The sequence below is a fragment of the Mariniflexile sp. AS56 genome, assembly GCF_030552475.1.
Classification (GTDB): Bacteria; Bacteroidota; Bacteroidia; order Flavobacteriales; family Flavobacteriaceae; genus Mariniflexile.
Window position 1 is genome coordinate 37,725 of record NZ_JAUPED010000016.1, and the last position, 26,397, is coordinate 64,121.

The 26,397-nt window shown below is 31.8% G+C and carries 20 protein-coding genes; 13 read left to right on the plus strand and 7 right to left on the minus strand.

Annotation, left to right across the window (positions count from 1 at the left end):
- Nucleotides 1–450 precede the first annotated feature (450 nt).
- Both Q5N74_RS16000 and Q5N74_RS16005 read left to right on the plus strand, forming a co-directional pair.
- Nucleotides 451–633, plus strand: a complete 183-nt coding sequence (locus Q5N74_RS16000; protein ID WP_304390003.1) for a hypothetical protein — start codon at nt 451–453, stop codon at nt 631–633.
- 784 nt (nt 634–1,417) lie between these two features.
- Entirely contained in the window at nt 1,418–4,645 is a 3,228-nt protein-coding gene (locus tag Q5N74_RS16005) for a leucine-rich repeat domain-containing protein (RefSeq protein ID WP_304390004.1), read from the plus strand.
- A gap of 332 nt (nt 4,646–4,977) precedes the next feature.
- Here the strand turns inward: Q5N74_RS16005 and Q5N74_RS16010 are convergent, their stop codons facing one another.
- The 3 genes from Q5N74_RS16010 to Q5N74_RS16020 are packed head-to-tail and all read right to left on the minus strand — an operon-like array spanning nt 4,978 to nt 6,638.
- Nucleotides 4,978–5,502: a contractile injection system tape measure protein gene (locus Q5N74_RS16010; protein ID WP_304390005.1), complete on the minus strand. Its 525-nt coding sequence runs from the start codon at nt 5,500–5,502 to the stop codon at nt 4,978–4,980.
- Nucleotides 5,503–5,520: 18 nt separating this feature from the next.
- Entirely contained in the window at nt 5,521–6,138 is a 618-nt protein-coding gene (locus Q5N74_RS16015; protein WP_304390006.1) for a class I SAM-dependent methyltransferase, read from the minus strand.
- Between the two features lie 35 nt (nt 6,139–6,173).
- Nucleotides 6,174–6,638 carry a phage tail protein gene (locus Q5N74_RS16020; protein WP_304390007.1) on the minus strand — a complete coding sequence of 155 codons (465 nt, stop codon included), beginning with the start codon at nt 6,636–6,638 and terminating at the stop codon, nt 6,174–6,176.
- Between the two features lie 353 nt (nt 6,639–6,991).
- Here Q5N74_RS16020 and Q5N74_RS16025 point away from each other — a divergent pair, with 353 nt between their 5' ends.
- The 10 genes from Q5N74_RS16025 to Q5N74_RS16070 all read left to right on the plus strand — a co-directional run bounded on the left by Q5N74_RS16025 (nt 6,992) and on the right by Q5N74_RS16070 (nt 23,040).
- Nucleotides 6,992–7,402 (plus strand): hypothetical protein, encoded by a 411-nt coding sequence (locus Q5N74_RS16025; RefSeq protein WP_304390008.1) that lies wholly within the window; start codon nt 6,992–6,994, stop codon nt 7,400–7,402.
- Nucleotides 7,403–7,570: 168 nt separating this feature from the next.
- Complete coding sequence (locus tag Q5N74_RS16030; RefSeq protein WP_304390009.1) at nt 7,571–7,933, plus strand: hypothetical protein; 363 nt, start codon at nt 7,571–7,573, stop codon at nt 7,931–7,933.
- A 94-nt stretch (nt 7,934–8,027) separates the two neighbouring features.
- Complete coding sequence (locus Q5N74_RS16035) at nt 8,028–9,509, plus strand: class I SAM-dependent DNA methyltransferase (RefSeq protein ID WP_304390010.1); 1,482 nt, start codon at nt 8,028–8,030, stop codon at nt 9,507–9,509.
- Between the two features lies 1 nt (nt 9,510).
- On the plus strand, nt 9,511–11,658 hold the full coding sequence (locus Q5N74_RS16040) for a DUF262 domain-containing protein (protein WP_304390011.1): 2,148 nt from the start codon (nt 9,511–9,513) through the stop codon (nt 11,656–11,658).
- Complete coding sequence (locus Q5N74_RS16045) at nt 11,659–13,119, plus strand: class I SAM-dependent DNA methyltransferase (RefSeq protein WP_304390012.1); 1,461 nt, start codon at nt 11,659–11,661, stop codon at nt 13,117–13,119.
- 9 nt (nt 13,120–13,128) lie between these two features.
- Complete coding sequence (locus tag Q5N74_RS16050; RefSeq protein WP_304390013.1) at nt 13,129–14,262, plus strand: restriction endonuclease subunit S; 1,134 nt, start codon at nt 13,129–13,131, stop codon at nt 14,260–14,262.
- A 3-nt stretch (nt 14,263–14,265) separates the two neighbouring features.
- Nucleotides 14,266–15,966, plus strand: a complete 1,701-nt coding sequence (locus Q5N74_RS16055) for a hypothetical protein (protein ID WP_304390014.1) — start codon at nt 14,266–14,268, stop codon at nt 15,964–15,966.
- Between the two features lies 1 nt (nt 15,967).
- Nucleotides 15,968–17,947, plus strand: coding sequence for a hypothetical protein (locus Q5N74_RS16060; RefSeq protein WP_304390015.1), 1,980 nt, complete (start codon nt 15,968–15,970; stop codon nt 17,945–17,947).
- 3 nt (nt 17,948–17,950) lie between these two features.
- Nucleotides 17,951–20,917, plus strand: coding sequence for a type I restriction endonuclease subunit R (locus Q5N74_RS16065; RefSeq protein WP_304390016.1), 2,967 nt, complete (start codon nt 17,951–17,953; stop codon nt 20,915–20,917).
- On the plus strand, nt 20,917–23,040 hold the full coding sequence (locus tag Q5N74_RS16070; RefSeq protein WP_304390017.1) for an ATP-binding protein: 2,124 nt from the start codon (nt 20,917–20,919) through the stop codon (nt 23,038–23,040). The genes Q5N74_RS16065 and Q5N74_RS16070 overlap by 1 nt, the downstream gene beginning before the upstream one ends.
- Nucleotides 23,041–23,284: 244 nt before the next feature.
- Here Q5N74_RS16070 and Q5N74_RS16075 read toward each other — a convergent pair whose 3' ends face one another.
- A complete protein-coding gene (locus Q5N74_RS16075) occupies nt 23,285–24,034 on the minus strand; it encodes a hypothetical protein (RefSeq protein ID WP_304390018.1) in 750 nt (249 codons plus the stop codon).
- Nucleotides 24,035–24,235: 201 nt separating this feature from the next.
- Entirely contained in the window at nt 24,236–24,745 is a 510-nt protein-coding gene (locus Q5N74_RS16080) for a serine protease (protein ID WP_304390019.1), read from the minus strand.
- A gap of 32 nt (nt 24,746–24,777) precedes the next feature.
- On the opposite strand from Q5N74_RS16080, the gene Q5N74_RS16085 reads away from it, so the two are divergent.
- Nucleotides 24,778–25,368, plus strand: a complete 591-nt coding sequence (locus Q5N74_RS16085) for a hypothetical protein (RefSeq protein ID WP_304390020.1) — start codon at nt 24,778–24,780, stop codon at nt 25,366–25,368.
- A 160-nt stretch (nt 25,369–25,528) separates the two neighbouring features.
- Here Q5N74_RS16085 and Q5N74_RS16090 read toward each other — a convergent pair whose 3' ends face one another.
- Nucleotides 25,529–25,972, minus strand: coding sequence for a GNAT family N-acetyltransferase (locus tag Q5N74_RS16090; RefSeq protein ID WP_304390021.1), 444 nt, complete (start codon nt 25,970–25,972; stop codon nt 25,529–25,531).
- 9 nt (nt 25,973–25,981) lie between these two features.
- A complete protein-coding gene (locus tag Q5N74_RS16095; RefSeq protein WP_304390022.1) occupies nt 25,982–26,374 on the minus strand; it encodes a rhodanese-like domain-containing protein in 393 nt (130 codons plus the stop codon).
- Between the last annotated feature and the right edge of the window lie 23 nt (nt 26,375–26,397).

The window sequence follows — 26,397 nt, forward strand, 5'->3', positions numbered from 1 at the left end:
ATTCCGTAAAAACTCCATTTTAGAAAAAGCGCTTCTCTAAAAAAATCTTGGACCCAATCCCAAAGTTTTAGTATCTGCATTTTAATAGGAATCCCGAATACCAGTAAATTTTTGATTCAAATTAACATTTTGCTTCTTAAAAAACTTTGAAATAGAGTCCGCCAAATATGGAAAATGTATTTGCATTTTGTTCCACTTCCTATGATTTTGTATTTCACAAAGAATTTAGACTCACATCCCGAGCGAACACCGCTATACCTTTTTTTGACAGCAAAATAACAACATTCAGCTTTGAATGCCAGCATAATCAGGCTCACTTCGACTGCGCTCAGCGCAGGCTACTCTCGCACTTTTTATATGTCTTCACAAAGCTGAATATTGAAAGCGTCTAAGCAACAAAAAGAAGGTAACAGTGACGGCTCTATGGGAAGTAAATTTAAAATGAATCTTATGAAATCTTACAAAATCAATAACAAAGCCTTAGCTGAAGCTGTCCTGGAATTATTAAAGAAAGGCCAAAAAAGTTTGAGAATAAAAAAAACATATTCTATTGATGATGCTAGATTGATTCATGGATATGATTCGAAACGCTATGGTGTTGTAACTCCAAATGAAAAATTAGCTATTAAATAATTGGCCGAAAATGAAGGGGGTTTTATTAGATCCTGTTATTCTGGAAGAGCTTTTTACGCAATGTTAGATGATATAAAAAGTCAGAAAATATAAAAAGGAGCTAATATTTTATTTTCACATACTGGCGTTTTACCGTTTACCAGGTGATTTTTGTTATTCTAAGGAATTAATATAATCGTTATATCAATTTAATAGATTTGGATTTAAATTGGTGCTAATTGTATTAGGGAGCGAAAAAAGAGCCAAATGTTTTAGCAAAATAAAAAAAAGCCAAGAATAAAATTCTTGACTTTCCCTGGTTTTACTTGTAGCGAGAATGGGGCACGATCCCCCGACCTCCGGGTTATGAACTAAACATATAAATTCAACAGTCCCTGTTTATAGGGCTTCCCAGATGCTTATTTTTCAAATCGTGTTCCAAAACGTGTTCGGTTTTGAGTCCACTATTGTTATTAAATTTTGATAGTTTAAATGTATGAAAATTGATTGATAAGTTATCGGTCTAAAATAAATTTAATTAAAGTTTTTTTAAATTAATTTAACTGCATAGAACCTGATGCTAATGTATAATAATATGTTTTTTTTATAAATACGGTAAACCGTAACAAACAGGTTTTATAATCAAGTATTTTTGTTTTAATAAAACAAATTACATTATATTTATAGTAATAAGGCTACAGTCAATGTTTTATATATAGTAAATCCCTTACTAAAAATTAATAGCAAAAAAATAACCCATGCATTCACATGAATGTATTAACTATTAATTTTTAATAATTACATTATGCTAAAAAAGTACATTTCCCTCGTATTATTTTTTTTATTTTTTGTGAACAATGTTACATCACAAACTATAACAATTCCAGACCCTAATTTTGAACAAGCTCTAATTGATTTAGGAATTGATTCAGATGGAATAATAAATCAAACCCTGCTATATAGTGATGCTCAGCCAGTGGTTAGTTTGGATTTATCAAACAGAAACATAAGTGATTTAACAGGTATTAGTTATTTTTTTAATTTAACTTCTTTAAATTGTTCCAATAATAATATTACTAGTTTTTATTATACGGGGTCACTTACAAATCTCAGAAGCTTAAGTCTTAGCGGAAATGAAATCACAACATTAACACTTTACGATAATAGCAAGCTTAACTCTGTTGATGTAAGTAATAATCCAAATCTCACCTATTTAAATGCTAAGGTAAGTAGAATATGGGGAGGGCTTGTTTTAAATGCAAGTAATAATCCTAATCTAATTACTTTATCATGCGTCGGAAGCGCCTTAAAAGAAATTAATATAAACCAAAATACTTCATTAGAAGATTTAATATTAAGTCAAAATGATTTGACTAGTATTGATTTGAGTACAAACGTTAATCTAAAAAATTTAGATTTATCATTCAATAAGTTTACCACGTTTGAAATCCATAATACACAACTTACCAGCTTAAAGATTGATGGAAATAATTTAGTGAACCTGGATTGTTCTAATAATCAAATTACGAGTTTAGAAGTAAATCGAAATACGATAGTTTCTTTAAATTGTTCAAATAATAAATTTAGTTCTTTCAATGATTATCCATCTAACACTCTTACTTCTCTGGATTTAAGTTATAATGATATTACTGATTTAACAATAAACGTTAATGGACTTTCTGCTTTAAATATTGCTTATAATCCTTTAGTCTCTTTACAAATTGAGAATACAAATCTTTCAAGTTTTGATATTAGTACTAATACTAAGTTAGTCACCTTAAATTTATTTAGTTGCCCGATTACCAGTGTTAATTTAACCCAAAATACAGATTTGGTAACTCTTGCTATTTATAATACTTTATTAAAATCTATAGATGCTAGTCAAAATACTAAGCTTGTTCGTTTATATACAGGCAATAATAATGAACTAACATCTTTAGATTTAAGAAATGGTAACAACTCTTTGATGACTGCTACATATATTACTACCCACCCACTATTAACCTGTGTTTTTGTAGATAATGCTATTTTGGCAAATACACGTCAAGCCCCCTATACTAATTGGGAAAAAGATATAAGTGCCGTTTATAGACAAGAGTCCTGCGATTTTAATATAGTTATTTCAATAGATAAAACAACTCTCCTAGAGAATGGGGAACAAGCAATAATAACTGCCACCCTAAATGAAGTTAATCCAACCGAAGATGTTACCATAAACCTTGTGGCATCTGGTACTGCATCCATTACAAACTATACTTTAAGTTCAAATACTATAATTATACCTTCAGGGGAACTTACGGGCACAGCAACCATAACAGCAAATGAAGAAGATATGGATTCTGATAAAACGGTAATTATTGATATTGATTCTGTTGAAAAAGCCGATGAATTAACAGAACAACAATTAACAATCACTATAACCCACATTAATAATGCTCCAACGGATATTGCTTTATCGAACCTAATAATAGATGAAAATTCTATAATAGGAACAGAAATAGGAATATTTACTTCGACAGATGTTGATAGTGAAGACGACTATACTTACACTTTGGTTTCAGGAGATGGAGATAATGATAACAGCAGTTTTACTATAACAGACGATAAACTATTAAGTGGTAAAGTGTTTGATTTTGAAACAAAGAATAGTTACTCAATCAGAGTTCAAACTGATGATGGGAATGGAGGTACATTTAGTAAATCATTCACTGTTTCTATTACTGATCTTAATACCCTGTTTATTGAAGATTCCAATGCATCTATAAGATTTAAAAATGATATTGTTTTAAAACTAGAGAGTAGTGAAACTATTAAAGGCTTTCAGTTTGATATAACGTTTCCAGGTGGATTCGTTTTTAACCCATTAGACATAACAAATATAGGTTTACCAGGAAACTATCAGGTTTCAAGTTCTAATGTTGGAGGTAATACGTTTAGAGTGATTGGTTTTTCTTTAACAAATGAAACAATTGCAGCTGGTACTATATCTATAATTAAATTTCCAACATTCATTAATGAAGGAACGCCTACTGGTGAATACCCGATACCTGTATTTAATGTAACCTTATCTGATGTTAATAATGTTGATATTGCAACTTTGTCACCAACAGATGGAATAGTAACTGTTTATAGTCACCCTAGAGGTGATGCCAATGGAGATAACATTGTAAATATTTTAGATATTTTGGGTGTGATTGATTATATTTTTGGTAATCCTCCTTCTGTTTTTAATTTTGAATTGGTAGATATTAATTCTGATGACAGCATTAATATACTAGATGTATTAGCAATTCAAGACATAATATTAAACCCAATAGCAAAGAAAATTGACAATGGCACTAAGGTAAATACCGCCAAAAAATTAGCTGGAAATAATTATTTAAATATTATTAACGATATGTTCTCTCCAAACACATCTGAAATCATAGAAATAAACTTGGAAAATGATGATATTGTTAAAGGTGTTCAGTTTGATTTTGTTTTACCAGAAGGCTTTACGCTTAATGCAGCAGATATAGTTGGAAGTTCAAGACTCAATGGATTCAATATTAGTGCTCAAGAAACTAGTGCAAATACTTATAAAGTGCTTATTTTTTCTTTTTCCTCCGCAACGATAGCACCAGGAACAGGAGCTATTTTAAAACTACCAGTATTTATAGAACCTGAAGTAAGTATTGGGGTTTATCCAATTGAACCTACGGATGTCATTATTTCAGATACAAATAATACAGACAAATCCACTCAGGCGCCTAATGTTGGTAAAATAACAATAAATACATTAAGTTTAAATGATGCAGAAGATCAAGATAATATTTTAACATTATATCCCAACCCTGCAATGGAAACGCTTTATGTTAAAACAAACAGAAAAAGTCGTTATTCTATCATTGACGTATATGGAAAACTTGTTATAACAGGTAAACTAGAACAAGGCGAGAATAAATTGGATTTAAAGAATTACCAGACTGGTATTTACTTCCTTCAAATTAAGAATGAATTAGGTTTTGTAACTAAAAAAGTAATTAAAGAATAACAATAAATATTTTAGGATTGCCGCTTATACATGGAGAAATACTCTGGCAGCATTCTATTTAGATATTGTTCAATCCTCATGTTTCTAATAGAAAAGCAGGAATAACTAAAAACGGTTTAGATTACTCTAAACCGTTTTTTTTTATTTTGAATTGTAGAGGGAGGTGGGGCACGGTCCTCCAAGTTCCGATACATGAACTAAAATTAAAAATTTAACAGTCACTGTTTAAAGAGGGGCTAATTGCTTAGACTTCAAATCTATTTACAAAATGTGTTCGATTCTATTTCCACTTATTGATAATGATTTTAAGTTTTCAATTTAAGACGAATGATTTATCTCCATGACACATAAATTATATTATATAACCAGGCTAATTTGATGATGTTAATATGCCAAGGTAGTAAATCAAGTAAAATATCATATCCAGATGATTGTACCGTTAATTGATAAGCACCTTCTTGTTTTTGTAACAAGCCATCTCTTATTAAAAAAGTGTTTCTTAATTCTTCTGTACTGGTTTGCTCTAACTTGTTCCAATTATTGAGTATAACGGTAAGCAGCTCTTCTGCGATTTCTTTTTCTTCATTATATAATTTAATATAATAAGGAACTGGCTCATGAATTTCCATTCCGCATAAAACTTTAGGTATTGCTAAATAACTTTCTTCTATTGTCTCATCGTTACTTTCTGTAGCCAGATAATGTAGTAGGTAAACGGCTCGATATTTTAAATCATCATACTTAAATTTACCTTCTATATTTAAGTATTGTAATTTGTTAAATAATTGATTTAAAAATGGATGTGTAATTATAAGTCCAGTATTGAGCACATACCATTTGGATAAATTTACTTCCATAGTTACCTTTTTATAAGTTTATATTTGGGTTGATTTTGTCATAATTATAGTAAAATCATTGTCTAAATAACCGTCTTTTAAAATAACATTATTACATATTTCCTTACATTGTTCAAAAACATGATCTTTATTATGTGCTACAATTAATTGACCAGATTCAAAAAAATCTTCATTCAGCATATTAAAAATAAGCGCTTTGTTCGCTGAATTATAAAACTTTTCTATACAATTTATATAATAATTCGGGTCGTGAGATCTGTATGACAAGGCTCCACAAGCAACAACAATATCAACTTTTGGTAATTGACAATGTGTGAAATCTGTATTATAAAACCAAGTATTAGTCTTTTCTTTAAAGCGTTCTTTTGCAAAGTGAATAAATGATTCATGCAAGTCAATTCCTATATAATGAAAAATAGAATAATGCAGCTCTAAAAATAAATTAAAATCGCCATCACCACAACCTAAATCTAAAACGGAAGCATTATCAAAATTAAACAATGAAGTAATCACCTGAAACCTGATTTGTTGAACTTTTTTACTTGTCCAACCCATCATTTTTGAGCGTGCTAGGTTTTTACATTTAAGACGAACGGAATGGTATTGTTTTATATATTGTTTTTCAATTAAAGTCATTCTTTCATCAAAGTTGTGCAATAATAAACTAAGTTTTATGCATTGGAAATCACTAAACCTTCGTGAGCAATTTCTATAGTTTCTATAGCAACTTCATTACCGTCCGATCTTAAATCAGTACCCGTAACTTTGGTTGGCCATGCATTTTGTAAAACCCAAGTCATTGTAGAGTTACCACCTTGATCTAATAATTTTATAGTTACATTGACTCGTTTAACAGTATTCATTTTGATGGTAGTATACCAGTCGAAAAATTGATTGTCTTTGATTAAGACACCCTTCTTAAGGGTTATATTTCCAAATTTCGCCAAACCAGGCATTCCTTGATTTGAAAAAACAGGGCTTCCTTGTTGTCTATATTCAATAATTTGTGCTTCTACATCTAATCCTGAAACCTCCTGAAATGATGCTTCTTTCATTCCTCCTCCTAAATCTACCAAAAAGTAAAATTTAGAAATTCGCGATAATTTTTTACTTAGTTTTGACCCGTCGTCTGCCATGAGTATATTTTCTATAGGTTACTATTTGTTTTTTGTCTCTGCTATTGAAAGTCACCAACAATAAATTCTATACGATGTGAAATTGCTTCTTTTACTTTAAATGTTGTATCAAATCGAATTTAGATTTGTGTTTGCTAATGGTTCTAAAACCAGATAGTTAAAAATAGATAAAATAGTTTGAATTCCAATAATTCAGATAAAATAGTGTGCTATAAGTTTAATGAAATTGTATTAGTATCTGGTGGTTTTATTATGCCGTTACGGAATACCGTAAGGAATAAGAATATTGGAGATTTACTTTTGTTTTATAGCCGGAATAAACCGGTTTTTAATGTTTATAAAATAAACTTAGCATGAATAAAAAGTATTTGATTTTTACAATCTTAATTGTGGCTCTTGTGACATCTTGTTCTGGCGATGATGAAAAAGAAAAGGAGACCGATGTCTCACTTATTGGAACATGGACAGGTCTTTCAAGCTCTTTTAATGGAAATAACTCAGGAGCTCCTGACAATAGTATTGTGAAATTTACATCTAACAAACGAACTGAATTTATCTACGAAGGATATGGAAATCAGGGGCAGGACATTTCTGAATTGGGAAGTTGGGACAAAAACGGAACGATATTAACTATTACTTGGGATGACGCTGATGCGAGTTCTGAAACCTATATTTTGTCCATTACAGAATTGACTGTAAATTCATTAAAATGGGAAACTAATATAAGTGGTGAAGGAAGTTTAAAAGAAACATTTAAAAGATAAATTGTTTAAGTATAGTGTTTATAGTTAGCTAATACGAGTTAATACATTGTGTTTAGCCAACCAAAGCATAATACACAGTACTTAAAGCCCAAAACCTTACGGAATCCCGTAAGGTTTTGGGCTTTAAGTGGTTTAAATTTGTGTAAGTTCCATTTTAATATAAAAAATATGAGAAATATTTTATTAGTTATCTTTTTATTGAATATCACCGCGATTTGTGCCCAAGATGTAAAATGCGACGATTTACAATCCTTTATAATTAAAAATGGTTACTACAAAGCATCGCTGTCAAGTATAAGTTTAGATTCGGAGTGGTTATACGAGGTAAAAGCATATACCTATAAATCTAAAATATATGTGGTAGCGAAAATAAAACCCAAGAAATATAGCTATCAAACCAAATCCTATGTTTTTTGCGGAATTCCTAATCAGAATTGGTCCAGTTTTCAACATAGTGGCTATGGCGATTCTAGCTCTTATGGTGAACGCTTTCATAAATATATAATGGACTATGTCTGTGATTGTAGGTAATGATTAAAAAGCTGTTTTAATCATGAGTTTTCACACAATATTTTATACGGAATATGTATTTTTACCTGAATGATATTTTATTGAAAATAAATTAATGACGAAATCCAAACTAACTCTATCACAACTAGAACAATACCTATCTAAAGCAGCATGGATTCTTAAAGGCCCCGTTGATTCATCAGACTTTAAAGTATATATTTTTCCACTACTATTTTTTAAAAGATTATCCGATGTCTATGATGAAGAGTATGCTTTAGCATTGGAGGAATCTGAAGGTGATGTAGAATACGCATCCTTACCAGAATTTCACAGGTTCGAAATTCCAGAAGGCTGCCATTGGAAAGACGTTAGAGAAACGACTACAAACGTTGGACTAGCTATTGAGAAAGCACTTCGAGGCATTGAGCAAGCCAATCAAGAATCACTCTATGGTATTTTTGGAGATGCACAATGGAGTAATAAAAACAAATTATCAGATCGTTTATTAATTGATTTAATAGAGCACTTTTCTCAATATAGTTTATCTAATTCTTTAGTTGAGCCCGATATTCTTGGTAATGCTTACGAGTATTTAATCAAGCACTTTGCAGATTTAACCAATAAAAAAGCAGGTGAGTTTTACACACCCCGTTCTGTTGTGCATTTATTAGGTATGATATTAGATCCACACGAAGGAGAAACTATTTATGATCCAGCTTGTGGAACAGGTGGAATGTTATTAGAGTGTGTAGACCATCTAAGAGAAAACAACGAAGACTATCGCACACTAAAACTATTTGGTCAAGAAAAAAACCTAACGTCTAGTTCTATTGCTAGAATGAACATGTTTTTACATGGAATTGAAGATTTTCAAATTTCGCGAGGAGATACTTTACGACAACCTGCATTTTTTGCAGCAGATGGTTTAAAAACCTTCGATTGTGTGATTGCAAATCCACCATTTTCATTAAAAGAATGGGGTGCGGAAAATTGGGCTAACGATCCTTTTGGTAGAAACATTGCAGGTGTTCCTCCAAAAGGGAATGGCGATATGGCTTGGGTCCAACACATGATAAAATCTATGAATAGCACGGGGCGTATGACGGTTGTTTTGCCTCATGGCGCTTTATTCAGAAAAGGAGCAGAGGGTAAAATTCGTCAAAAATTATTAGAAGACGATTTGTTAGAAGCTGTCATTGGTTTAGGCCCAAATATCTTTTATGGTACCCAGTTAGCCGCCTGTGTCATGGTTTTTAAACAAAACAAAGTAGCGTCTAAAAAAAATAAAGTATTGTTTATAGATGGCTCTGATCAAGTTCGAGTTGGTAGAGCTCAAAACTATTTAGAGACCGAACATATTAACCAACTGTTTGAATGGTATAATGGGTATAGCGATGTTGATAATTATGTGAAAGTGGCCTCAATAAAAGATATTAAAGAAAACGATTTCAACTTAAACATTCCTTTATATGTTGAAAAAATTATTGAAGATAATTTGCCAAGTGTTGAAGATGCATTGTCAGATTTAAAAGTGGCTTGGGAAGCAAGCCAAAAAGCAGAAGAAAAGTTTAAAACGATATTAAACGAGTTTATATAGAATGGAATTAAGACAGATATTAGATGGTGTTGAGTCTTTAGAGATGGTAATGCCAGAATTTCAAAGGGAATATGTATGGCCAATTGAAGATGCTAAACAATTATTAATTTCTATGTTTAAAGGGTATCCAACTGGTTGTCTTTTATTTTGGGAAACCGAGACACCACCAGAAATAAAAAATAAGGCTGTAGATACTAATAAACTAGGACTAACAAAAGTCATTCTGGATGGGCAACAGCGGTTAACTACTTTGTATATGTTAATTAGAGGAGAAATACCACCATATTATACCATAGAAGATATTTTACAAGACCCAAGACATTTATATTTTAATGTGCTTTCTGGGGATTTTCAATACTATCAAAAGAAGCTTATGGAAAATAATCCTTTATGGCATTCTGTAACCAAATGTTTTGATGAAAATGACGTGGATAGTTTTGATATTGCTGAAAAACACAATGCAATCAATGAAGATGTCGATTTTAAAGAAACAGCAAAGGCTATTGGTAAGAATTTAACCAAGTTGCGTGCTATTGAAAAAATGACATACCCTATTCTAACAGTTCCTAAAACTGCAAATATAGATGGAGCAATTGATGTTTTTGATAAAGTCAATTCTAAAGGAACAAAATTAACGGATGCGGAACTTGTCTTAACTCATGTTACAGGTGGTTGGCCACAAGCACGCCGTATTATGAAAAAGAAAATGTTAGAAATGAAAGATAATGGATTTGATTTCAGTCTTGATTTTTTAACACGTTGCATGGTAGTTGCTTTAACTAAGTCTGCGCTTTATAAAAAGAACTCTAAGTTAAAGTATGATAAATTTACTAAGGAAGATTACAAAGGAGCATGGTCTAAAGTAGAAAAAGCCTTAGATTATTTAATACCGATTTTAAAGCAAGATGGCTTAATATCATCAACAAATGATTTAAGTACAAATAATGCTTTAGTACCTATAATTGCTTATTTGGTTGAAAATGACAATAGATTCACGGGAAATTTAAAATACCAATTTTTATATTGGATGTTTTTAGCGTTGATTTGGTCTAGATATAGTGGTCAAACAGATGCTCGATTAGATAAGGATATTTATATCATAAATAATGAGGAAGATATTATAGCTAATCTTGTTCAAGAAATTGAAGATAGTCGTGGCCGTTTAGAAGTTAAAGAAGCAGATATGGAAGGTCGTACTGCAGGACATCCTATCTATAAAATGCTTTACATCGTTACTAAAGCCAATAAAGCTGTAGACTGGTCTAATGGCGGCGCAATTTATGGTACAATTGGCGATTATTATTCTATCCAAAGTCATCATATTTTCCCGCAAGCCTTTTTATATAGAAATGGTTATCAAGGCGATAATCATATCGATAAAAAGAAAGTAAATGAGATTGCCAATAGAGCTTTTATTACTAGAGATACTAATTATTCCATAAGTGACAAAGCTCCTGAAATATATTTATCAAAAGTAAAGGATGAATATCCAAACGCATTAGAAAAGCAATTTATTCCAGAAGATCCTAAATTGTGGTTGGCAGAAAACTATGACGCTTTTCTAAAAGAAAGAAGAGAAAAAATAGCTTCTGAAATTAATAACTTCTTGAAGTCATTAAAAAATCATCAGGCCGATTCTGATGCCATTATAGTTGACAAGCCAAGTAAAAGCTGGAGCGATTTTCTAAACAAAGGGGAAGATAATTTCACGGAATTTAAATCGTCATTGAGGTACTGTTTAAGAGAGGAAAAGCCTATGAACTATATTGAACATAGTATCCTTAAAACCATCAACGCATTTTTAAACTCAGAAGGCGGAACATTAATTATAGGTGCAGATGATGAAGGAAATGTATTAGGTTTGGATAATGATTATAATTCTTTCAGCAAAAAAGGGAAGGATGGTTTTTTATTACATTTTGATAATATGGTGATTAACGCTTTAGGCAAGGAACAACAGGCCGACATTAATATAAAATTTGAACAAGTTGAAAATAAAGACTTTGCAGTTGTTGAGGTTAGTTCAAGCATCAAACCTGTGTTTTTAAGTGCTAATGGAAAGAAAGAATTTTTTGTAAGACACGCCGCATCGTCACAAGCCTATGACATTAGTGAAGCTTATGAGTATATTAACAAACATTGGAACTAAATGACCCAACAAAACCTAGAAAAATACCTTTGGGGAGCAGCAACCGCATTGCGTGGTACCATAGATGCAGGAGATTACAAACAATACATATTTCCGTTATTGTTTTTTAAACGTATTTGCGATGTGTACGATGAAGAATTTGCCAAAGCATTGGAAGAAAGCGATGGTGATTTAGAATACGCTGCCTTTGCCGAAAACCACCATTTTATAGTCCCAGAAAACGCCCATTGGAACACCGTACGCGAAACCACCGTAAATGTTGGTATTGCTATACAAGATGCCATGCGCGCTATTGAAAAAGCAAACCCAGAAACGCTTTACGGTATTTTTGGTGATGCATCTTGGACCAATAAAAACAGGTTGAGTGATGAAACGCTTACCAATCTTATAGAACATTACTCACAACACAAACTTAATTTAGAAAACGTACCAGACGACCAATTAGGTAATGCTTACGAATATTTAATTAAAGAGTTTGCAGACGATTCTGGCCATACCGCAGCAGAGTTTTACACCAACAGAACGGTTGTAAAACTAATGACCATGATTATGGACCCACAACCAGGAGAATCTGTGTACGACCCAACCTGTGGCTCTGGTGGTTTACTATTAAACTGCGCGTTGCATTTACGTGATGAAGGCAAAGAATACAGAACCCTAAAATTATACGGACAAGAAATAAACCTCATTACTTCTGCCATAGCACGTATGAATATGTTTATGCATGGTATAGAAGAGTTTAGCATTGTTCGTGGCGACACACTTGCACAACCTGCCTTTTTAGAAAACGACACACTAAAAACATTTAACGTCATACTAGCAAACCCACCATACTCTATAAAAGCGTGGGACCAAAAAGCATTTACTAACGATCCTTTTGGACGTAATCTTTGGGGAACACCACCTCAAGGTTGTGCAGATTATGCATTTCAACAACACATACAAAAAAGTTTAGATACAAAAAATGGACGCTCTATTTCATTATGGCCTCATGGCATTTTATTTAGAGATTCTGAAGCCCAAATGCGTAGTAAAATGATTGAAGAAGATTTGGTCGAATGTGTCATTGGTTTAGGGCCAAATTTGTTTTACAATTCTCCAATGGAAGCTTGTTTGTTAATTACTAAAACCAACAAGAGTAAAGAGAAACAAGGAAAGGTTTTAATAATAAATGCCTTAAAAGAAGTAAAACAAGAAAAAAACATTGCTTTTTTAGAGCAAAAACATATTGATACTATTTTTAATGCTTACAAAGACTTTAAGAATATTGATGACTTTGCTAAAATTGTTTCTATTGAAGAAATATTGGAAAATAAAGGAAGCCTAAATATTGCACAATTTTTAAGTAATGTAGATACCAGTAATCCTGTTTTATCTGTAAATGAAGCTTTATCTAATTGGAAAGGACAATCTAAAACCTTAGAAAAAAGTATGAATGAATTATTTGAAATCTTGAATTAAATGGAAACAATGACACAAAAAATAGATTTAAATAATTTAGATAAATCCGATTGGGAAGCATTTAAGTTTGAAGAAATTGCTGAAAAAATATCGGAAACAGTAAATCCAAATACAACCGATTTAGAAATTTATGTTGGTTTAGAGCATATTGACGCAGACGATATTCACATTAGAAGATTTGGAACACCTAACGACGTTAAAGGTGGTAAATTAAGATGTTATCCTGGTGATGTTATATTTGGGAAACGTCGCGCATACCAACGTAAAGCTGCTATTGTAAATTTTGAAGGTATTTGTTCGGCCCACGCATTTGTTTTTAGAGCAAATCCTGAAATAATAGACCCAAATTTATTTCCTTTCTTTTTGCATTCCGACCAATTTATGCACAGAATGGTTGATATTTCTGTAGGTGGTTTATCCCCAACCATAAACTGGGGAGATTTAAGGCAGCAGGAGTTTCTCCTCCCACCAAAAGACCAACAAGCCAAACTTGCTGAATTACTTTGGGCTATGGATGAAGTTATTGAGAGGGAAAATGAGGTTTTAATCAGATTGAATGTCAATTATGCTTCAGAAAAAAAAGATATATACGAATCACAAGAAAATAAGAAAATAGTTTTAGGAGAAAAAATTAATATTTTATCTGGATTTGCATTTAAATCTAAATTATTTAATACAAGTAATGAAGGGATGCCTTTAATTAGAATTAGAGATATAGCAGAATCGAAAATAGAAACATACTATTCTGGTGAATTTGATGAAAAGTATTTAATAAAAAGAGGAGATTTAATTGTAGGGATGGATGGTGATTTTATTATGAATATTTGGGATAATGAGGATGCTTTATTAAATCAAAGAGTTTTAAAAATCAGATTAAATGAGAATGAAAATTCGCTATTATTTAGTTACCTCAACCACTTCTTGCAAAAAGAATTAGATAAAATACATCTTGGAATTGGAGCTACGACAGTAAAGCATTTGGCGGTAAGTGATGTTCGAAAAATAAAGCTTCCAATCCCCAAAAATAATGTAAAAACTGTTATTGAAAAGTTAGATCTATTTAATACAAATATTAAAAATATCGAATACAAAATCTCAAGTTCCAAAGCCTTACAAAAGAGTTTAATTAATCAGGTATTTTAGGGTATGGGTTACAGAATATTTTTTTCATTTCAATCAGACAGCCCAAAAGAATTAAATTATGTCTTTATTCGAGATGCAATAAAAAAGGCCATGTCGAAGATTTCTGATTATGACATTGAGGAACCACTTAGAATTGGCTTCCGTGAAAAAGGAGGAAATCCTCCGCTACTCGAAGCAATGCTCGATCAGTCTCGCGAATCAGACATAGTGATTTCTGATGTCACTTTCACATCTTCCAAGATATGGCAAACTCCGCCAACTGGATTTACAGAAGATGAAGGTCATTATTTTATAGAAATCCCGAAAAATGTCAATTTGAAACCAGCTCCAAATCCGAATGTTTTACTTGAAACTGGTTATTCATGGGCATTAAAAGATTTTGAAAGAACAATCCTTGTAATGAACGAGGCATTCGGTCATCCCAAAAACTTCCCAGTAGACATGGAAGGACTTAGATACCCTATATCTTATAATTTATCGGATACAAAAAGCACAGATTTCAAAAAAATATTTAATAATCTAGTAGAATCCATCAAACAAGCAATAAGTGATGCAATAAAATCAAGTATAAGGCATCAAATCAACGAGTTAAGGCCTTTGATTACACATGAAACTTGGAAAAAGGACCATCCATTTCCATATTGCAAAGGACAGTATGCAAATAGTCTTATCTTAGATATAATAAATTTAATTAAAAACTATAGAAACCCAATAAGAGTGATTGGTTCAGATTGTATTGGCAAAACAAGATTATTAATAGAATCACTTTATTATGATAGCAATAAAGATAAATTGGCTAACATCTCTATATATTATGATTTGTCATCTCCACTTTCTAATAGTGCTATTTTTACTCAACTAAATATTATTAAGGAAAAGCGGCAATTCATAATTTTAGTTTTTAACAATTGTCCATTAGATGAACATAAAAAATTGGAAAAGTTTTTCCGAGGTTCCATGGTAAAATTTATAAGTATAGATTCTAGTGATGATATTGAGAAGGACGTAGCAGATATTAAAATTTCCGATGATCTGTTACATGAAAATTTCCGAAATATCACTAAAACGCATTTTCCATCAATGGATTATTCTACAATTATGGATTCTACAAATGGAGATTTAGATCAATTTATATTATCAATTAGTTCGGGTGCTGATTCTAAAGAAATTGTCAAGTCGTTTAATGAATTGCTACCAATTATTATTGGTACTGAGAATATGAGAAGAGGAGCAATTCCATTATTAACATCTGTCAAGCTATTTAAAATGGTGGGTGTTTCAGGTCAAAGAAAGAACCAAATCCAATTTATAAATAGTTTTTTTATTAAGGAAGAAATTGACGAAACTGAAATTTTAATCGAAAACCTTATTTCAAAAAATTTATTACGTCAACAAGGTGATTTTATTTTAGATAATGGTTTAGATGTTACATTAATTAATGATTGGATTAATTCTCAAGATGACATAGATATATCATTATTAATAAAAAAAGTATCTGAGAATAATATGTGGGCATCTTTTAAAGATCACTTTTTTAAACTAATGGAACAAAAAGATTATTTGAATCAAATACAAGAAGAGGCAGGCATATTGCAAGATGATGACTTTATCAATTCACAAGTTGGTAAAGATTTTTTAAACATACTTGCAGATAAGCATCGAAAATTAGTTTTGGAAGTTTTAAAAAGAAAAATAATAGGATAGTATGTTTAATTTTGATGATATATTTAACTCTGACTGGAGAACGATTAATACTCTAGAAAAGCTGTCTCATTTTGAGGAAACTGCCAAAGAAAGTATTGAGCTTTTATATTCTCTTGCTCTAAAAAAAGAAGCAAATTCAAAGGATGCTGCTTTGTCATTTATAACCATGTTTCAAGTACATTTTGCAGAGACTTGTTTAAGCCTCACTGATCGCACGCAAATAATTGAAAAATTAGAGAAAGAAAATGGATTGTCGGAATTATTAGTTAACGCTTATAGTCGGAGTCTTAAAGCACAGGGATTTAGTGGGAATATAAGAACTGAAGACGAAACGTATAAAAAAAATCAATATAAACCTATAAATGAGGAAATAATTGAATATTGGCGCTTTTCACTAACCAAACTCATTGATACTTATATAAATAATCCTAATGGATTGAGAAATTCTGCTAGAGACGCCATTAAACTCAGACTTCAGGAACAATTAGCTCATGGTGTTTCAAAAGATATTTTAGAATCATTAGAATTAATTATTAAATCAGAAGATGGGCTTAAAGACGATATTCGTGGAAAATTGTTAGAAGTAAAAATGGAGAGATTTGGATTGAGAAACGATGTTAAGGGATTAGTAGTAAATCTATTAGAAAGGAATGAACCTAAATCGTTAGAAGCAGACTTATCTGCAGTGGTTGTTAATGCACCTTGGTTAAGAGAAAGGAAAGAAGAAGGAGGTTATCGCGATTTGGCTTTGGACAAAGTTGAAGACTTAGTTCAAAAGATTATTGAAAAGAAAATCAATTGGATTGAGCATATAGAAATCCTTCTAAAAGGCAATCAAAATCACACATTCTATTTTGCAGAAAAAATGAGTCAAATCTATCCTGATAAAGAGGAAATTCTAAAATATATGATTTTGGCTTACAAAAACATTGATGTGAAAGAACAATCTTCAGTATTTGCATTGGGACTGATTAAAGGATCGGATAATGATGATTTTACTAGAATATTAATCGATGCCTGTCTAACTGATGAAAGACATGCTTTACATGGTATTAGGGCAACCACCGCTTTAAAGGAAATAAAATTTGAAGACTTAAAAAAAATACTATCCATAATTGAAAAACACACAGAATTTTTATATCAAATAGAATATATTAATCTGAGTAACTTAACTAGTGATGAAATTATATCATTTATTGAAAGAGTTAAAGTTATAGATCACGCTTTCTCACTTCAGTTAATCTGGGAATATTTAAGACAAACTAAATTTTCTAAATATGGAGAATTAAATTCTTGGTTAAATGAACTTTTATGGGTAGATGATATCCTATCTTTTCGCTCATCCATTAATACGAGTTTACATATAGAGCTTTTAATTAAGAGGTCGATTGATAATGATCCTTCAGAGGAAAAGATTAAGTTTTTACTTGATAAAATAATTTTGGAGTACAAAAAGTTTCCAGTTAATGATAGTCTAATTGATGTTCTACTATTTTTCCTTTTGGAGGAATATTTTGAGATCTCTTGGCATTATTTAGGTCATTTGATTGCCAAGGATAAAAAATCCACCTTTTCTCAAATGTTGTATTTTTTACAAAAATATAAATTCGATACTAAAAATCTTGTCTCTTGGTCGGAAAAAGATTCTGATTACCCTGCAATTGCCATGAAATTTATGAGATTGCACAGTATGACCGATGAAGGTAAATTAGAATGGGATCCTATTACATTTGATTTTTTAGTTAAAAATTCGAATAATTCTGAAGTTTTTGAAACTTTATACAGACGGTTTTCATCATTTACCATTGTTGGGACAGCAACAGCTGAAAAACTACTTAATGAACGAAAAAATCTTCTAAAGCAACTTATAGGTAAAGGTAATGATGATTTTGACCCATTGACAAATAATCTTATTGAAAGACTAGAAAGTAGCATTAAATATGAAAGAAATTTTGGTGAGAATTACGAATTAGGAATGTAAATTATGGGATTCAACGAACTAAACAGTGTAGAAAACTACATCATAAAACAACTTACAGGTGTTAATCTTAACACTTATGAGATTTCAGAAGATAAAGCTTTGTATAATGGCTTTTGGGAATATAAATCTGCCAAAGAATTACAACGCTCGGTAAACGAAGTGTTATTGGAATCCGATTTAAAAAACGCATTAATTCTTTTAAACCCAGAAATTAATCAAAACCCAAATTTCGCAGACGAAGTAATCCATCAATTACGTGCTATTTTAATCTCAGTGCATCAGGTAGGCTTGGTTCGTGCGAATGAAGAATTTTTTAAATGGTTACAAGGTGATAAAACCATGCCTTTTGGAGAAAACAACAGGCACGTGCCTGTTCGTTTGATAGATTTTGACGAGTTAAAAAACAATAGTTTTATTGCTACCACACAGTTTCGTATTCATCATAGAGAAACTAAAATCCCTGATGTGGTATTGTTTATAAATGGTATTCCTGTGGTTATTGGGGAAGCTAAAACACCTATTCGCCCTGCTATAAGTTGGTTAGATGGCGCACATGAAGTCCATGATATTTACGAAAACACGGTATCACAATTATTCGTGCCTAATATTTTATCCTTCGCCACAGAAGGCAAAGAATTGTATTATGGTGGTGTAAGAACACCGTTAGAATTTTGGGCACCTTGGCGTTTAGAGAATGACGAAGATGCTATTGCAAAACGATTAGGGCTTGGTGATGTTGGTAAAGAATTATCGGACTTATTGCATCCAAAACGCTTATTAGATATATTGCAGAATTTTTCATTATTCACCACTAATAAAAAGAAGCAACGCAATAAGGTTATTCCAAGATTTCAACAATACGAAGGTGCTAATAAAATAGTAGAACGTGTTAAAGAAGGCAAAATTAAAAAAGGGTTAATCTGGCATTTTCAAGGTTCAGGTAAATCATTATTAATGGTTTTTGCAGCTCAAAAACTACGACGGGAAAAAGACTTAAAAAGTCCAACCGTTATTGTTCTAGTAGATAGAACGGATTTAGATACACAAATTACAGGGACCTTTAATGCCTCCGATATATCTAATGTTGAAACAACGGATAATATCAGTCAGCTTCAAAAACTATTAGAAAACGATACGAGAAAGATCATTATTTCTATGATTCATAAGTTCAGGGATGCCAAACCGAATATGAATACCAGAGATAACATTATTGTGTTGGTAGATGAAGCGCATAGAACGCAAGAAGGTGATTTAGGTCGACAAATGCGTGCCGCTTTACCGAATGCCTTTTTATTCGGTTTAACAGGAACACCTGTAAATAAAGCCGATAAAAATACGTTTTGGGCCTTTGGAGCTGAAGAAGATCAAGGAGGTTACATGTCAAGATATACATTCCATGATTCCATAAGGGATAATGCAACATTACCACTTCATTTTGAACCGCGATTAGTAGATGTTCATGTAGATAAAGAAACTATTGATAAAGCTTTTGAAGAGTTTAAAGAAAGTGCAGCACTTACTGATGAAGAAGCCGATGCCTTAAATAAGAAGTCCGCTAAAATGGCGGCCTTTTTAAAGTCACCTGAGCGCGTTGCTAAAATTGTAGAGGATGTTGCTATTCATTTTAAAGAAAAAGTACAACCTCATGGTTTTAAAGCAATGATTGTAACCCCAGACAGATACGCTTGTGTGCAATATAAAGAAGAATTAGACAAGTATTTTCCTGAAGAAGCGAGTCGTGTGGTGTTTTCAACGTCGGCGAATGATGATTTTGATTTCAAACAAAAATGGGGGATTGATAAAAGTCAGCAAGAGAAAATAGTTGATGAGTTTAATGATGGACTATCAGATTTACAATTCATCATTGTGACGGCAAAATTGCTAACTGGTTTTGATGCACCTATTTTACAAACCATGTATTTAGATAAATCTATAAAAGACCATACACTTTTGCAGGCCATTTGTAGAACGAATAGGTTGTTCCCCAACAAATTTTTTGGTCGTATTGTTGATTATTTTGGTGTGTTTGATGATGCTGCTAAAGCTTTGCAGTTTGATGAAGAAAGTATAAAAACCGTTATTTCAAATTTAGCTGAGTTAAGAGATAAATTACCAGAAGCCATGAGGGAAACCTTATCTCATTTTGAAGGTGTTGATCGAACTATTGATGGTTTCGAAGGCCTAGAGGCGGCTCAAAACGCCATTGGCACTAATGAAAAGAAGGATGCCTTTGCTAGAGATTATAAATTCCTGTCTAAAATTTGGGAATCCTTATCTCCAGACACTATTTTGAATTTATATCAAGAAGATTATAAGTGGTTATCTCAGGTTTTTGAATCGGTTAGGCCAGCAGCAGATAATGTAGGTAAACTATTGTGGTTTTCGTTAGGTGCACAAAATACTAAATTAATCCATGAAAATATTCATGTGGGTGAAGTACATAAGCTGCAAGAGTTTGTTTTAGATGCAGATGTTATTGAAAATATTTTCAATAATCCAGATCCTAAAAATGCTAAGAAACTTGAAAAGCTTTTATTAAAACGCTTTAAAAAACATCCTGGAAATCCAAAATTCATATCTTTAAGTGAACGGTTGGAAGCCTTACGAGATCAGGCAGAACAAGGTTTAATCACCTCTATAGAATTTGTAAAAGAGTTATGTAAATTAGCCAAAGAGACCGTTGAAGCCGAAAAGGAATTAGAAGATTTAATTATAGAAAAAACACCCAAAGCAGCATTGACAGATTTGTTTTTAGAGCTAAAAACCGAAGAAACACCAGCTGTTGTAGAGCGTATTGTCGAGGATATCGATGCGATTGTTAGGGTGGTGCGCTTTCCTGGTTGGCAAATTACAAGTTCTGGTGAGCGGGAGGTCCAAAAGTCATTACGTAAAGCATTATTAAAATATAAATTACATAAAGATCAAATGTTGTTTGAACGGGCCTATGCTTATATAAAGGAGTATTATTAATGGAATATGTTTTCAGGGAAATTATTAAGAAATGGCATGAAATAGACCATAAAGAAAAGGCATATAATGAAAAACAAATAACCAATTTATTATACAAACAAAAGATAGACCTAGAGTTGATTGAATATGCTTTAGAAGCGTATAGTTCTTATTTCTATCGTTTAAAAAAGTATTTGTACCTACCAAATTGGGGTAAAGTAATTAGTGATTTTCCTTCCTGGTTTAATTTAGTTGGTGATCAGGACCAAGAAGTTATAAAGGCGTTTATTGATGAAGAGAACGCCATTGAAGAGGATAATTCTAAGTTGTGGATTATAGCTAAAATTAATAGAAAGATTTCAAATTCTAGCTTTGGTTTTTTATATGAAGCCTTAATCTCATTACCAGATGGTACCTCGACACCTGGTCAAGAAGGAATTCCTATAAATTTATGGTGGCGAGAGCTTACAGAGAAGAACAATGTTGAAGGAGTTTTTCTAGCTTACCACAGGAGGCTATCGACTGTTATTTTGAGGGTTTCAAATGAACTATCCGACGCACATTTAAACACGAATTTTAGATTTAAACCAAAACCAATAAACTTTTTAAGGCAAATTAAACAAAGGTTTAATTCCGTTAAGAATGATGAATCCAATTTAACACATAAGTTATTTCATAGAAATGACTTTTTACAATTAGATAAGGAACCTGAAAAAGTAGCTGATTCAAGTATGAATTGTGCTCAAAATGATGCTTTATCTCGCGTATTTTCTCAAAATGTCACTTTTATTTGGGGGCCACCAGGTACAGGAAAAACATATACTTTATCTAAAATAATTACCCAAGCCTGTTGTCTTGGAATGCGAGTGCTTGCCGTTGGTATATCTAATGTTTCGGTAGATGTTCTAGGAAAAGAAATAATTAATGAATTTGAAAATTATAATGAAACTTCATTAAAACTTTTAAATGATAGAAAAGTTTTAAGGTTTGGTTATCCAGTACTTCCAGAAATTGTTAAAGATGATAGATTGTATCCAGATAAGGAAATTGTGGACAGTCTACGTAAAGAATACAGTGCTGTATTAAAAATTTTAAGAAGTAGAAACAATCAAAGCACTGAAAACAAAGCCATTAATAGAAATAAGCAAGTTGTGCTTAGAAACGATATTAAAAAGGTAAACCAAAAAAGAATTGGAGATTCTAGATTGGTTTTTACTACGGCGGCGCAATGTTTTATTGCAGATAATTTTGAAAACGAAAAATTTGATCTTGTAGTAGTGGATGAAGTAGGAATGATGCCTTTAATCCAAACACTTGCAATGTCAGGTCTAACAAAAAACAAGTTTGTTGTAGCAGGAGATTTTAATCAATTAGGTCCGATAAGTGCAGGTAAAACTGAAGCTGTTAATAACTGGTTTAATAGCGATATTTTTCAATATTTTAAAGACGTAGAAGGGGTTGTAGAAGATGTTCTAGTCATGTTAACAGAACAAAGGCGCATGCATCCAGATATTTGTGAATTAATTAATGAACGGTTCTATAAGGGGAAATTAACATCATTTTATTCCGAAAATTTCAAGGAAATTAAAACCTTGTATGGTGAAATTAGCGATCCGTATTGTTTTATTCCTGTGACACCTAAAGATGGAGCACAAGTAAAATTAACCAAAGGAAGATCTAGAGTTAATAGTAAGTCTGCTCAGATCGTTACAGATTTGGTGGAAAGTGTCCTTAAAGGAAATAAAGACATCGAGATAGGTGTTATAACACCTTATAACGGACAAGTAATTGATATTAGAAAAAAACTTAATAATAGAATACTTTCAAATGAAGACCTCGATAGAGTTAAAGTGGGAACGGTTCACTCTTTTCAAGGGTCTGGTTTTGATATGATTATCTATGATATTGTAGATAATTGTGAAAAGAATATTGGGATATTATACAAAGGATTTGGTGGTGAAAGATTAGTTAATGTAGCACTTTCAAGAGCGAAGCATAAATTAATTATTGTTGGAGACCCAAAAGTTTTTACTATTTCTGATGAATTAGAAGAAGTTTCAAAAAAACTAAGATCTTTAATGGTAGAACTTAGGATTTCAAAAAATCAATTATCCTTAAATTCAATAATTAATGTCATAAAATAAATTATGGACCAATCATGAGGTTGGTGTTTTTCAATATCACTTAAAGCCATCGGTTATAGTTATTAGGGTTCGCCTTTTATCCACAATATTTGTACCCAGGAAATCTGAAAAACTTAACTTTTATACATAAATGTTGGGTGTTTGAGTGCGAGGATTTTCTGAATAAAAATTCGACGTAATAAACACGCAACTACTTTTTGTTTTAGTACTTATGCGTAATTATTTTCATATAATGTCACATCTGTTATTCTCTTTCTTCACCAGAAATATATCCAAAATAAATTTCATCTTTGTATTTATTAGTTGCTGATTCAGGTGTAACAAGGTCGAAAGCCATAACCTTTTGAGTTTTAAATATTGGCGGAAGAAAAATTCTTGTTTTCATTCCCATAACTTTAAAAAGAGGTGTTAATTCTTCTGCAGAAATTATTTTAGTCTCTAACTCTTTTGAAAATTGAGTTGAAAATTTAAAATCCGCGTCAGCAATATCAATGGTTGGTGCTTCAATGTTAGCATTAGCTTTTAGTTCAATTTTGCTATTTGAATTGTTAGAAATAATAACCGTTACGGTTTCTGCTTCAACGAGTTCTGTTATAATCACCCAGTTTTTATTCCATTTACCTTCTCTATAAAGATTTAAAATTTGCTCTCCTAACTTTATATTGTCTTTAATTGAAGGTGATGTCGTATTGTTTGCTTTGAATAAAGTCGAATTCTCTTTGCTTAATTCCGCGATAATTCCTACATCTAAATTAGCTAATGAACTTCCTTGTGGTGCAACAGTTCCTGATAACTTTGTCGTTACAGAAACACTCCCTTGGGAACTATGTTCTAATGGGGTTTTGGTGTCATCAGTCCTAACTTCAAAATCAATGCCTCGGTCGGATAAACCAGCAAGTCTAGTGAAAACATTATTATTTAATGTCCCTATATCTCCAAGTTTTAAAGGCACACCCGGATTCCATGTCGCATAATAACCAAATTTTTTTTTCATTTCATTTGTGTACTATGTTGTGCTGATGCCATAATCCAAAATTTAAACTTTAGTGCCTACTCTGTTGGTTTTCGGCTTCCCCATTTTTATTCTTTAACATTTCGATATAATAGCTGTTATGGGTCTGTACTATGAGTAGTTAGGTGGTTGGCACTTTACTTCGGAAGTAGACGAGAACAAGTAATTACTTATTGTCACTTTTTATTCTATTTTATTATCAGTAATGAATTTTTTTAAAAAGTCAATGTAGGTTTTCTGGAGTTTTACAGCTCCATTACAACTACCATTTCTATAATGACCAGTTCCATGAATCCCTAAAACTTTATATTTTTCATTTATGCTAACCCAGACAGGAGCACCACTATCACCTTTGGAGGTGTACATGTCATAGAGTAATACATGCTCTTTTTCAATTACATTTTCTGTCTGTGTGTTTTTAGTCCATAATTCAATATTTCCTTTATCCCCTGGATACCCGTTAATATTAATAATTTTTATATCCGTTTTAGTCTCTGAAAATTCACCTAACTCAAAGTATTTGCTAACTATGTTTTTGTTTAAAGCTATAATTGCAAAATCAAAATCAGGGTTACCACTTCTTTGAAATATTTTATGCACCCAGATTTTAATTTCTTTTCTTTTAAATGTGTGTTCAGATATAAAAACATTTTCACCAAATTCATTCTTTCTTTGACCAATAAATATTTTCATAGAATCAATTTTAGAATACCATCTTTCTCTAAATGAATGACATTCAAATAAATAGAAAAACAGCACCTTATGAACGTGCTTTAGAACTAGCAAAATTAATTATTTTAAATTATTCACCAGATATTAATAAAGGCGAACAGAAAATGATTGCCCTATTGTTTGATATGAATCAATTATGGGAAGAGTATGTTTTGCACCAACTTCGAAAATATGCGCAAAACAACCCAGAACAAAACTGGACTATTACCGGACAGGAATCGAAAACATTTTATGGTTCTTATAGAACAATTCGCCCAGATATAGTTTTAAAAAGGAACGGTGAAACGATTATAATTGATACAAAATGGAAGCGTCCAAAAAATAAAGCAGCAAGTATTGAAGATTTGAGACAAATGTATGCATATGCTCGTTTTTGGGACACAAAAAAAGTGATGTTACTTTATCCAGGAGAAGCTTACGATAGTGGGTATAATTCTTATCCAAATCCTTTTGATCCAGAAGAAAAGCATCAATGCAAAATGGGTTTTATTTCTATTTTAGATGAGAAAGGAGCACTTTGTGATGCTATTGGACATAGTGTTTTAGGTTTGGTGGAAATAGATAGTCTAGCGCAAACTAGGTAAGCTGGAGAGGGCGGACATAGTTAGCCACCTAGAGTGATAAAAGTGAACATAGCAATAATTATTGCGAATCCTTTTATACCTTAGGCCTAAATGAGTTTTTAAGTGAATCAAAAAATTCCGTTTTCAATGGTTCACTTTAACCGTTTTTTGCACATTAGTCTTAAATACACCATAGAAAACGTTCTTTGGTTTTAGACATAGCGCCTATTTTTTGATAGAATTGAATAGCTTTAATATTAAAATTGGGTGTTTGCCATTGGATAGAATGGCAGTTTTCAGTCTTTGCATGTGATTTTATTTTATTCATAAGTTTTGTTCCCAACCCTTTGCCTCTCATTTCTTTTTTAAAAAACAAGCAATCCAAATAGATGTAAAATTGGGCATCCCATGTAGAAAATTGTTTCATAAAGGTTGCATAACCTACTATTTGGCTACCTTCTTCGACCACCAAACATTTTAAAACATCTGAACCACTAAAAAGATATTTAGATAAAAGTTCTTCTTTATTTGAAATGTTAAACGCTGCTCCTTCAAAAGCAGCGTGTAGTGCACATAGTTTTATAATATCTTTTATATCCCTTTCTTTGGCAAATCTAATATCCATAACCAAGTTTTAACAAGCACATACAAATGCAGAACCTGCTGTTGGCTTTGTTCCTTCGGTTGCGTAACCGTCAAATTTCCACCATTCGATACCACCCATTAATTCTTTTACTTTGAAGCCTAATTTTGTCATTTTTAATGCGCCTTTGGTAGAGGCATTACAACCAATACCATCACAATAGCAAACGTAAGTTTTGGTTTTGTCTAAATGTTTTGTTGTTTCCTCGTTCATTTCTCTATGAGGAATGTTGATAGCTGTTGGAATATGTTCTCTTTCATAGCCAAAAGCTTGTCTTGCATCTAGAGCAACATATTCTTTACTTGTTTCAAAAGCATCATATAAATCTGAAGGATCCATTTCGTAAGCTAACTTGCTCTCGTAAAATTCAATTTGTTTTTTCATGATTTTTCTATTTTTAATGGTTT